Source organism: Paenibacillus timonensis, assembly GCF_022427145.1.
In the GTDB taxonomy this organism is placed as follows: domain Bacteria; phylum Bacillota; class Bacilli; order Paenibacillales; family Paenibacillaceae; genus Fontibacillus; species Fontibacillus timonensis.
Window position 1 is genome coordinate 51,927 of the sequence record NZ_JAKSXN010000034.1, and the last position, 9,941, is coordinate 61,867.

Genomic DNA, 9,941 nt, shown 5'->3' on the forward strand with positions numbered 1-9,941 from the left:
AACACGCTAACAAATCCTAAAATAAAATGGTTGAATCTCCCGTTTAATCGTTATATAGTTATGTCATAAATCGATGTTTGTTATCATAATGCAAATAACAAATGATAACAAAAATCAAGTAATGGATGATGAGGTGAATCTACATGATGCAATCGATCGAACCGTATATTGCCGGGATGACTTGGGGATTTATGGGGATCAGAGGCGACTGGGGTAACGAAACCGCGGCTCGTTCCATGGAAACAATGGCAGCAGTCACCGGGAGTAACTGGACGGCCATTGCTTTTGCCGCATTACAAGCGACCGCCTTCTCGACAGAGATCCCCTACTGGGAAGCACCGACGGTGATGGACGAGGAAATCAGGTGGGCGATTCGTAAGGCGCATTCGCTCGGGCTCAAGGCATGCCTGAAGCCGATCGTGAACTGCGCGGACGGGACTTGGCGGGCGCACATTAATTTTTTTGATAAAGACGTGCCCTGCGAACCGAAATGGTCCGATTGGTTTACCTCCTACCGTGCCTATATTCTGCACTTCGCGCAAATCGCCGAGGAGACCGGATGCGAGATGTTCTGTATCGGCTGCGAAATGGTGCAAACCGACCGGCGGGAAGCGGAATGGCGCGCCTTAATCGCCGATGTCCGTCAGATTTACCACGGGCCGTTGACCTACAACTGCGACAAATATCAAGAGGACAACGTAACATGGTGGGACGCACTCGATCTGATTAGTTCCAGCGGCTATTACCCGATCGGGGATTGGGATCGCCAGTTAGACCGAATTGAAAGCGTTATCCAAAAATTCGGCAAACCATTTTTATTTATGGAAGCCGGCTGCCCCAGCCGCACAGGTTCGGCGATGCTTCCCAACGACTGGACACTGCAAGGCGCAGTTAGCGAGGATGAGCAAGCGGAATATTACCGCACAATGCTGCAAAAATGCGGGGAGCGCGACTGGGTTCGCGGCTTTATGCTGTGGGATTGGCCGGCGCGGCTATATGAACGGAACCAGGCGGCAACGCATGATGGTTACTGCATTTATGGCAAAAAGGCGGAAAAGATCGTGGCCGAAGCTTATGCCGTCAAACTTAGCGCGATAGAAGATTAAGGAGGCTTTTTTCGTGAAAACCCCTGATTGGAAATCACAACTGCAGCAGGAGCTGCAGGCCAACATTCTGGCGTTTTGGACCGATCATACGGTTGACGGGCAACAAGGCGGTTTTGTCGGCTACATCGATCCGCACCTCAACAAGAATCTCGATGCCGATAAAGGACTGGTGCTGAATGCCCGGATCCTTTGGACCTTCGCTTCCGCCTACCGCCTCTTCCCTGTTCCGAAATACCTGGAGATGGCGGAGCGTGCTTACGATTACCTGAAGGCGTATTTTGCAGATCCCGAGTACGGCGGCTTCTATTGGATGGTCGATGCGCAAGGCATTCCGGTCCAGGACAAAAAGCAGGTTTACGGGCAAGCATTCGTTATTTATGCTTTGGCGGAATATTATCGCGTGACCTCCAATACCGAGGTGTTAGAACGGGCGATCGAGCTTTACCGTCTCCTGGAGCAGCATGGCTATGATCCGGTTCACAAAGGTTATATTGAAGCGCTCGCGCGCGATTGGAAACCAACCGAAGACTTAAGTCTCAGCAATAAGGATTTAAACGAGAAGAAATCCATGAATACGCACCTGCACGTGCTGGAGGCATACACCAATCTGTACCGGGTGTGGAAATCCCCCGAGCTGCAAAACAGCTTATCCGAATTGATTGATGTGACGCTGGAGCATATTATTGATCCGAAAACCGCCCATTTTCTGTTATTCTTCGATGACACCTGGGAGATCAAGGGACATCATGTCTCGTATGGCCATGATATCGAAGGCAGCTGGCTGCTTGTGGAGGCTGCTGAGGTGCTGGGTATCCCCGTGCTGACGCAGCGCGTGAAGGACATCGCCGTAGCAATGGCGGAGGCCGTATATATGGAAGGCGTAGACCTAGACGGCGGCATATGGAACGAAGCCGATTCAGACGGCCTAACCGATGATCATAAAGACTGGTGGCCGCAAGCGGAAGCGATGGTTGGCTTTTACAACGCTTATCAACTGACCGGTGACGCGAAGTACCGGGATGCGGCGGCCCATTCCTGGAGATTTATCCAGACGTATCTGGTGGACCGCGAGAACGGCGAATGGTTCTGGGGCGTAGACCGAAGCGGCGACCCGCTGCCGGGCGAGCCGAAGGTCAGCCCGTGGAAATGCCCTTACCACAACAGTCGCGCTTGCCTGGAAATGTTGGAACGTCTGGGGCACGAGCAATAGCTATCATCTTTTCATTCCATTTCATCGATCGGAGGAATATAGAATGAGCTTATTTGACGAAAGAAAACGGCAGCTTACTGAACGCTGCGAGCAGCTGATTGGACGGCGCAACGAGAAGGTTCCTTTTGGCAACGGGGTGTATGATCGCTATCGTTATCCGGTACTAACCGCGGAGCATGCGCCGCTCATTTGGAAATACGATCTCAACCCGGCCACGAATCCATATTTCTCCGAACGCCTCGGCGTCAACGGCGTATTTAATCCGGGTGCCATCGAGCTGAATGGAAAATTCTACCTGATTGCACGAGTCGAGGGCGTAGACCGCAAATCGTTCTTCGCAGTTGCTGAGAGCGATAACGGCGTCGATGGCTTCCGCTTCTGGAATAAGCCGGTGGTGATGCCGGAAACGGAGGAGCCAGACGTCAACGTCTACGACATGCGGATCGTACAGCATGAGGACGGCTGGATCTACGGCCTGTTCTGCACGGAGCGTAAAGATCCCGAAGCTCCGCGGGGCGATTTATCGAGCGCCGTCGCCCAGTGCGGCATCGCCCGTACCAAGGACCTGATCACTTGGGAACGGCTGGCCGACCTGAAGACAAAATCCCCGCAACAGCGCAACGTCGTGCTGCATCCCGAGTTCGTGGACGGGAAATACGCGTTCTATACCCGTCCGCAGGACGGCTTCATCGACGCTGGTTCCGGAGGCGGGATCGGCTGGGGGGTGTCCGATTCGATCGAGCGTGCGGTGATCGACGAGGAAATCATCGTGGACGACCGGAAGTACCATACGATCAAAGAGGTCAAGAACGGCCAAGGTCCAGCCCCGATCAAAACGAACCAAGGCTGGTTGCATATCGCCCATGGCGTACGAGGAACGGCAGCAGGACTACGTTATGTGCTATACGCTTTTCTCTCTGACCTCGAGAAGCCGCAGCGCGTCACGCATCGCCCGGGTGGCCATCTGATCGCACCGGAAGGCGAGGAGCGCGTCGGCGACGTATCCAACGTCGTGTTCTGCAACGGTGTCATCGCCCGCGACAATGGCGACATCTATATCTATTACGCCTCCTCCGACACGCGTATTCACGTCGCCACGACAACGGTGGATCGGCTTCTCGACTATGTGTTGAACACGCCGGAGGATCCCCTGCGCTCCTACGCCTGCGTACAGCAGCGAATCAACTTGATTGAACGAAACGAGCATTTTCTGAACGGAAGTCTGTAATTATTAAAAAAAAGCGAACGGCTAAGGGAGGTTTCCTTGGTCGTTCGCTCTTTTGGGTTGTTCTCGTATGAAGGGCGGCGGCAGTTAGCGCCTTCTATCGCCCGGTCTGTTGTGGTTCGGCGGTAGAGTCCCGGTACACGGTTTCGACGGATATCATGATTTTTTCCTGTGGCGCATCCGGATGAGCAAGCCGGTCCATCAGCTTTCGTACCGCGCGCTGGCCGAGGTCCTCTTTCGGCACATGGATAGTCGTAATCGACGGCGCGTTGCGGGCCGCATCGTCGATATTATCAAACCCGCTTACAACGATGTCCCCAGGCACGGTTAACCCGATCTCACCCAGGACGGTACAGGCATGGATGGCGATGGAATCATTCGCGCATACCAGCGCCGTCGGGAGCGTCTTTGCTTTTCTCCTCCGTTCCAACCACCCTTGCAGCTCGTCCCCGTATGCCCCGGTATCGATGCCTTCCAACTGCAGCATCGGATCATCCGGCGCTTGAGGTGTTAGGCCATTCTCCTCCAAAGCGCTGCGGTAACCGATCCAGCGATCCCGGAAGCTTCGGGAGAAAGCCGAGTTCCCCAAGAAGTGCAATTCCCGGTGCCCCAGTCCGATCAAATGGGTGGTCAGGCGGGCCATCCCGTCAAGGTTGTTCGCAAAGACCGTGTCGCTGGGAATCAGCGGGTCCTCATGATCAACGAGGACCATCGGCAGTCCAATCCGGTGCACCTCCAACAGGAATGAGGTGGCGATTTGCCCGACCCCGATCATTCCCAGAATGCCGTCCGGATTCAGGATGTGCATAAAATTGTCGCCCCGGGGTTCCGATACGATGATCATCCCCAGTTGCTGTGCCTCCAGCTCCCGGGAGATGCCCTCCAGCAGCCGGCCCCAATACAGCGATTCCTTGTTTTGAAACCGGATATTCGGCATCAACACCAGCACCGACTGCTTGCCAGCCGGCGCCGGCAGCGTTGTGCCCGAGGGAATGACGTTCTTGACGTAGCCGTTCTTCTGGTTAAAGTAGCCGAGCTGAGAGGCGGCTTGAATGACCCGTTCCCGGGTCTGCTCGTTGACCCCGCCCTTGCCGGACAAAGCTTTGGATACGACGAATTTCGAGACGCCTAAATGATCGGCGATTTGCTGCATCGTAATTTTCTTCAAGAGTTCTAACCTCCGAAATAACGTATAACGAACGGATTCATAACAATATAACAGCAGTATAACAAATCCAGATTTCGTTATAAACCGCTATTTCATTCGCCGGGACCAAACAAGGAGGCTACCCAATGAATGCTCTTCTGGGACGCCTGCTGCAGCAGATGGGCCGCTTTGTCCGCAAACCGGTCGATGGCCGGAGGCGACGGCGGCGGCATCAGCAAGTCCGCTGGCGTTTGCATCGCCTGGCCGCCCGACGAGGCGGTCGAACCGTCATCCGTCGCGCTTGGCGCGGCAGTCCCTGACGGAGTATAACCGTAGCCGGGAGCCGGGCTGTATCCGCCCGACGTCCCCTGCGGCGCGGCGTTGCCTTGGCCGGTTGTCCATACAGGGGCGGAGCCGGCTGTCCAGCCGTTGCTATATTGCTGCGGCTGCGGATAGGGATATGCTATGGATGGTCCGTTGGTGCCCACGGTTGTCCCCCCGGTTTGAAAGCCGGGGCCGAATACCGAGGTTGTTCCGCTTTCGGCGAGCTGCATCCCCAGCGTCACCCCCGCCGCCAGTAATAGGCCGTATACCAATGTTTTGCGCAGCATCTTAGCCATGTCCATCCCCCGTCGCTTCGTTTATTTCAAATCAAGATTTCTTACTCGTTTCCCCGGACTTCGTTGAACCCTCGTTCGCACCCTTGTTGGAGTTGCTCGAGCCTTTGTTAGAGTTGCCTGCGCTGCCGTTCGCGATGCCGTCCGTACCGCTTTTCGTCAGCTTGCCCGCTTTCTCCGCGTCCTGGCTTTCCCAATACAGATCGGCCAGGATCCCGGCCAACACTTTGGCGGTACGCTCCAGCTCTTCTTCGCTGTTGTCGATGCCGCCGATTTCGATCAAGACGCTGTTCGGCGACAGCGACTGGTTGTATTCCCCGTTGCCTTGAGAAGACGTCTTTCCCCAGATCCCTCGGGAAATCCCGGGATAGGCTTTTTCCAGACGATCATGGATGGAGCTGGCGAATCTCTCATTCTCCCGCCAATTCTCGTTGCCGTGCCCGATAATGAAATACACCTGGGCGTAATTCACGCCGTCGATGGTCGTGGTCGTTTTGTCGTGACGCTGTGAATCGCGGTGAATGTCGATAAAATATTGCAGCTTGCCGTTTTCGGCCATCGCCTGCTTCACGGTCTCTCGTGAATATTTATATGAATAGTTGTAGTTGTAATTGCTCACCTTGGCGGCATAATTTTCGAACGAATGCAAGGCGGCGACACCTTTTTGTTCCAGCTCTTTCGCCAACGCCTCGCCGACCAGCCCGACGTTTTTCTTGTCTTCCGCCGAGCTTGGATTATCTACATTGGTGCCTAGCACCGGATTAAAAGATTCTTGCGGATGCGAATGATAGATCATCACGATGTTTTTGTTGCCCGGTTTGACCGATGGCTCTCCCTGGTCCCCGGACGAGCCTTCTGTCTTCCCCGGCTCCTCTGCCGGCGACTGCGCTCCGCCCGGGTCTTCGCCGCCCGTTCCCGGGTCCACGTCCTCTCCGCCTTCTTCGCCATTCGGCTCCGGATGATCCGGCGCGCTGCCGTCCGCTCCCGCCCCCGGCCGGTAATCCTCGGGCGCCTGGGCCGTGCCATTACCGGAGCCGGTACGCAGCAGGATCGGGCTATCGGCGCCCAGGCCCGGGACTTCGCGGGCTACCAGGCTTTTCGGATCGGACGGATTGACGTCCGTCAACAGTTGAAAGACGAAATTCGTCATCTGCCGCCCCGAGATCGCCGGCATCTGCTTCTCGCTAGCCGCGTGCGGCAGTTCCATGCCAACCATATCCATGAAAAATCCGCTCGACAGCGAGGCCGCCAGCCCCTTCATCGAAGAGACCGGGGAGGTATTCAGGTTTTTCTCGGCGATGCCCAGCACCCCCAGCATGATGAAGAAGATCACCGACATGACCGACAACAGCAGAAATGTGCGTCCCAGCGCCAAAACATGAAGCAGATTTCGTCTCATTTTTCCTAGATTCCAAGCCTTGAATTTCATATGCGTGTCCTCCTCCAGCCGCTTTCAAACTATATTCCAAATCTATGAACCTAGTTCAAGGGCTAGAACCTCGAATTCTCACAAAAAAAAGAAATCCGCTAGATTCGCGGATTTCCTTGAGATTCGGGAGAGAAGCGGACACGGGGTTAATGGGTGTAAGACGCCACGTTGTCCGGCGTAACCGCCTCGTGCAGCGAGATGTTTAAGCCGCTGGCGATCACGTTGGCCACGTCTTCGATGAACTCGTCGATTTCCTTCGGAGTGACGATCAGGTCATGACCCAGCGGTTCGAGCACCTCTTTGACGAGACCTAGCCGTTCGCTTTCGCTTAAGTCGTTCAGCATGCCCATGATCTGTTGGGTGGGCGCGTTCCCGTCGTCGCTCTCTTGATTGAAATGGTTTTTCATCAAATCGAATACATTATTGACGATCGTGGATGCGTAGCACACCGTTGGCACGCCGATGGCGATGCAAGGCACGCCCAGAATTTCCTTGGTCAATCCCCTGCGCTTGTTGCCGATCCCCGAGCCGGGATGAATGCCGATATCCGCGATCTGGATCGTCGTATTCACCCGCTCTAACGAGCGCGAAGCCAGCGCATCGATGGCGATGATCAGATCCGGTCGCGTCCGATCCACGATCCCTTGCACCACTTCGCTTGATTCGATGCCGGTAATCCCCAGCACCCCGGGAGCGATCGCGCTGACCTCGCGGTAGCCCGGCGCCACCTGGTCCGGCGTCAGCTCGAAGTAATGGCGGGTGACCATCACGTTTTCCACCACCAGCGGTCCAAGCGCGTCCGGCGTGACGTTCCAGTTGCCCAGACCGACGATCAGCGTCTTCGCTCCCGGTTCGACCCCGATTTTATTTAAAAATGCGGTAAACTCCTTCGCGAACGCGGCGGCAACCTTCTCCTGCAACTCGGTATCCTGATTCCGGAGGCCGGGAACCTCCAGCGTCACATAATGCCCTTGAACTCGTCCGATTTGCCGCGAGGCCGCCTCGTTGGTCACATCCAGCCGGGTGGTCTTGATTCCGTCCCGCTCCTCGACCTGCTCATTCAGTCCGGGAACCGGTCCGCCATGGGCCGTCTCCGCGATTTCCTTCGATTCAACGGCCAAGTCGGTGCGTACGGAATACTCCCGTAAGTCCAAATTCATGCCATATGACCTCCATTTCCTCTGATTGCCTTTATTGTGCGGGAGAGGGAAAGCGTTTATGCATCCCCTCGGTTTAGGCTGCAAAACTTGCGCGAAATCGAGAGATTCGATATGATGAATTTATTGCTTTTTGCTATCTTGCGTGATAAAATATTTTAAGTTGTGAATCATCTGGGTTGATATATGCTTTACAGGAGGTGAATGCAATGCCTAACATTAAATCCGCAATCAAACGCGTAAAGACGAGCGACAAACGCCGCGCGCTGAACGCTTCGCAAAAATCCGCCCTGCGTACGGCTGTGAAAACTGCCGACACCGCTTTGGCGAACAACGAAGTTGAAGCAGCTAAAGCTGCTTTTGTGGCTGCTACTAAAAAATTGGACAAAGCCGTTACCAAAGGTTTGATCCACAAGAATGCAGCTGCCCGTAAGAAATCCCGCTTGGCTAAAAAATTGAACGAACTTACGTCCCAAGCGTAAGCCTCGTTAATGATAACGAAGTTAGTCTTCAACTAAGCTCAAAAAGACCTGAACGATAAATCGTTCAGGTCTTTTTGGTTACCGGGGGTGCCGGGCGCGGCTGACGCCTTAGGCCCCCAGTTTAAGCAGAAACAACTCCAACCCCAGGACTTTGTCGATCTGCCCGCTTTTCATCCGGTAGTCCAGCTCTGCCAGCTCGGACAAAATAGCTTTCAACCGGCCGACCTCAAATTTACGGGCCTGGTCCCCGGCCAGCTTCACGACATAGGGATGTAAGCTCAATTGCGAGGCGATCTGCTGCTGCGAGTAGCTTTGGCGTCCAAGCTCTTTCACTTGCAGCATGATCCGGAACTGACGGGCGATCAGCGCCGCGATCTTGATCGGCTCCTCGCGTTGCTTCAGCAGCTCGTAGAAAATGCCAAGCGCCTGCTCCATCCGAATTGCCGCGATATGTTCCACCATCACGAACACGTTTTGCTCCGTGCTGCGGGCCACCAGTTGCTCGACCGCCGCGGTATCGATCATGCCGCCGGCTCCGGCGTACAAGCAGAGCTTGTCCGCTTCCGCAGCCAATGCGGCCATCTGCACGCCGCTCGCCGCAATCAGCGCCTCCGCGGCATCCCGTCCGATTCGGCAGCCGCGTTTCTCTACCTCTTGCACGACCCATTGCACCAGCTCACCGCCGCCCAGCGGCATGAAGGACAACACCGTACCGGCCGACTTGATCGCTTTGACGACCTTCTTCCGCTCGTCCAGCTTTTCGCCGTTCACGACAAACACGATCACGCTATGTTCCGCCGGATTGCCGATATACGTCAGGAGCGCCTCCACCTTATGCTCGATCTTGCCGCCTTCCTTGCCGCCCGCGGCAAGCAGTGCAGAGTCGCGCACGACGATCAGCTTGCGCTCCACGAGGAACGGCATCGTCTCCGCCTCCTCGACCACTGCTTCGATCGGGGTCTCCGCCAAATCGAAGGTGGCGAGGGCAAAATCCTTTTGATCCCGGTCAACCAACCGCTCCTGGAGCAGGCCAACGAACTCCTGAATCTGATATTTTTCCGTGCCGAAACATACATATAATGGGGAGATCCGCCCCTGTTTAATGTCTTTCATCGCTTGCTTTGCGTCCATCCGTGTGATCTTCCTTCCGTCTTCATTGCCTCTTTCCATCATACTTTGATTTTGCTCATTCGTCCAAGCTCTGTTTGGGGCAGTCCAGTCGATATAGCGTAAAGTAACACGTAATCCAGCAAAGCGGTGGGTTAGCGTAAGCGGCGGTTGGGTGATCGAATGCGATTGGATGAGGGGATGTTGCTGTGATGATGCGGCAACGAATCGTAACGGACTGTACAGCCCTTATTTGCTCATTTCCCGGGTATTTCCCGCTGTAACGGACTCCACAGTCCTTATTGGACTCTATCAACGCCAACTGAGCAGAATTTGTCAGAAATAAGGTCTCCTCGGTCCATTAGAAATCAGGGCATCGGCGAACGCACAAATAGCGCCGCTGAGTTCCGTTAGATGGGTGAAGGCAAGTTGAGGAGCTGCAGAAATACGTCTTCAATAAT

Annotated in this window: 9 protein-coding genes; 4 read left to right on the top strand and 5 right to left on the bottom strand. The window is 55.0% G+C overall.

The features are described 5' to 3' along the window. Positions 1-146 precede the first annotated feature (146 nt). Genes MJ257_RS14605 through MJ257_RS14615 form a run of 3 tightly spaced genes read left to right on the top strand, consistent with a single transcriptional unit; the run spans position 147 to position 3,544 of the window. Positions 147-1,106, top strand: a complete 960-nt coding sequence (locus tag MJ257_RS14605; RefSeq protein WP_240269930.1) for a glycoside hydrolase family 113 — start codon at positions 147-149, stop codon at positions 1,104-1,106. A 13-nt stretch (positions 1,107-1,119) separates the two neighbouring features. Continuing rightward, a complete protein-coding gene (locus tag MJ257_RS14610) occupies positions 1,120-2,316 on the top strand; it encodes an AGE family epimerase/isomerase (RefSeq protein WP_240269920.1) in 1,197 nt (398 codons plus the stop codon). A 43-nt stretch (positions 2,317-2,359) separates the two neighbouring features. Next, the gene (locus MJ257_RS14615) at positions 2,360-3,544 is read left to right on the top strand and encodes a glycoside hydrolase family 130 protein (RefSeq protein WP_240269921.1); all 1,185 of its coding nucleotides are present in this window, start codon (positions 2,360-2,362) and stop codon (positions 3,542-3,544) included. Positions 3,545-3,638: 94 nt separating this feature from the next. Here the strand turns inward: MJ257_RS14615 and MJ257_RS14620 are convergent, their stop codons facing one another. From MJ257_RS14620 to gpr, 4 genes are all read right to left on the bottom strand, one after another. Further along, entirely contained in the window at positions 3,639-4,709 is a 1,071-nt protein-coding gene (locus tag MJ257_RS14620) for a LacI family DNA-binding transcriptional regulator (protein WP_193416396.1), read from the bottom strand. Between the two features lie 92 nt (positions 4,710-4,801). Next, positions 4,802-5,308, bottom strand: a complete 507-nt coding sequence (locus tag MJ257_RS14625) for a hypothetical protein (protein WP_240269922.1) — start codon at positions 5,306-5,308, stop codon at positions 4,802-4,804. A 31-nt stretch (positions 5,309-5,339) separates the two neighbouring features. Beyond that, positions 5,340-6,734 carry a stage II sporulation protein P gene (locus tag MJ257_RS14630; protein WP_240269923.1) on the bottom strand — a complete coding sequence of 465 codons (1,395 nt, stop codon included), beginning with the start codon at positions 6,732-6,734 and terminating at the stop codon, positions 5,340-5,342. Between the two features lie 146 nt (positions 6,735-6,880). Next, positions 6,881-7,894, bottom strand: a complete 1,014-nt coding sequence (gene gpr / locus MJ257_RS14635) for a GPR endopeptidase (protein ID WP_240269924.1) — start codon at positions 7,892-7,894, stop codon at positions 6,881-6,883. Positions 7,895-8,100: 206 nt separating this feature from the next. On the opposite strand from gpr, the gene rpsT reads away from it, so the two are divergent. Next, positions 8,101-8,373, top strand: a complete 273-nt coding sequence (rpsT, locus tag MJ257_RS14640) for a 30S ribosomal protein S20 (RefSeq protein ID WP_240269925.1) — start codon at positions 8,101-8,103, stop codon at positions 8,371-8,373. A 108-nt stretch (positions 8,374-8,481) separates the two neighbouring features. On the opposite strand, the gene holA is transcribed toward rpsT, so the two are convergent. Continuing rightward, complete coding sequence (gene holA, locus MJ257_RS14645) at positions 8,482-9,504, bottom strand: DNA polymerase III subunit delta (protein WP_240269926.1); 1,023 nt, start codon at positions 9,502-9,504, stop codon at positions 8,482-8,484. Positions 9,505-9,941: the final 437 nt, after the last annotated feature.